The sequence below is a fragment of the Kitasatospora sp. NPDC048715 genome (assembly GCF_043198905.1).
GTDB classification, from domain to species: Bacteria; Actinomycetota; Actinomycetes; order Streptomycetales; family Streptomycetaceae; genus Kitasatospora; species Kitasatospora lactacystinica.
Map to the genome: position 1 here is coordinate 1 of NZ_JBICVH010000048.1, position 1,091 is coordinate 1,091.

The following is a 1,091-nucleotide window of genomic DNA, read 5'->3' on the forward strand; positions in this document are numbered from 1 at the left end:
CGGAACGCCTCGCCGCCGAGCACCCAGCGGCCGCGGCGCATGACGGCGACCAGGTCGTAGCTCTCGGAGTCGACCACGACCAGGTCGGCGAGCTTGCCGGTCTCCAGCGAGCCGATGGAGTCGCTCAGGCCGAGCAGCCGGGCCGGGGTGGCGGACAGCGACTCGACGGCCTGGTTCAGGCTCAGCCCGTTGACGGTGACCGAGCGCTTGAACGCCACGTCCAGGGTGAGGGTGGAGCCGGCGATCGCGCCGCCCTCGACCAGTCGGGCCACGCCGTCCTTGACCTGGACCTGGAGGGGACCGAGCGGGTAGAGGCCGTCGCCCATGCCGGCGGCGCCCATCGCGTCGGTGATCAGGGCGACCCGGTTCGCGCCGGCGGTGCCGTAGGCGAGGTCGAGGACGGAGGGGTGCAGGTGCACGCCGTCGTTGATCAGTTCGACGGTGACCCGCTCGTCCTCCAGCAGGGCCACGATCGGGCCGGGGGCGCGGTGGGCGATGCCGGGCATGGCGTTGAACAGGTGGGTGGCGACGGTGGCGCCGGCCTCGATCGCCTCCAGGGTGGTGGCGTAGTCGGAGTCGGTGTGGCCGACGGCGGCGATCACGCCGAGGTCGGTGAGCATCCGTACCGAGTCCAGGCCGCCGGGCAGTTCGGGGGCGAGGGTGACCATCCTGGCGTGGCCGCGGGCGGCGTCGACGAGCTTGCGGACCAGGGCGGGGTCGGGGTCGCGCAGCAGGTCGGGGCGGTGGGCGCCGCAGCGGTTGTGGGAGATGAACGGGCCCTCGAAGTGGATGCCGGCCAGGACGCCGTCCTCGACGAGTTCGGAGAGGACGTGCGCCTGGCGGGCGACCTCGTCGATCTCGCCGGTGACGGTGGAGGCGATCGTGGTGGTGGTGCCGTGTTCCAGGTGGGTCCGGGCGGCCAGCAGCGCCTCCTCGGCGATGCCGGAGGCGTAGGAGGCGCCGCCGCCGCCGTGGACGTGCAGGTCGACGAAGCCGGGGACGACGGTGTACCCGGTCAGGTCGAGGTCGCCGGGTTCGGTGTCGCCGCCGAGGCCGGCGATGCGCTCGCCCCCGACGGCGAGGCGGTCGCC

Annotated in this window: 1 protein-coding gene; it reads right to left on the bottom strand. The window is 73.8% G+C overall.

What is annotated here, in order from left to right; genetic code table 11:
• Positions 1-1,091 (bottom strand): N-acetylglucosamine-6-phosphate deacetylase (gene nagA / locus ACGFSC_RS42865; protein ID WP_392865354.1); only part of this gene is annotated, 1,091 nt, incomplete at both ends.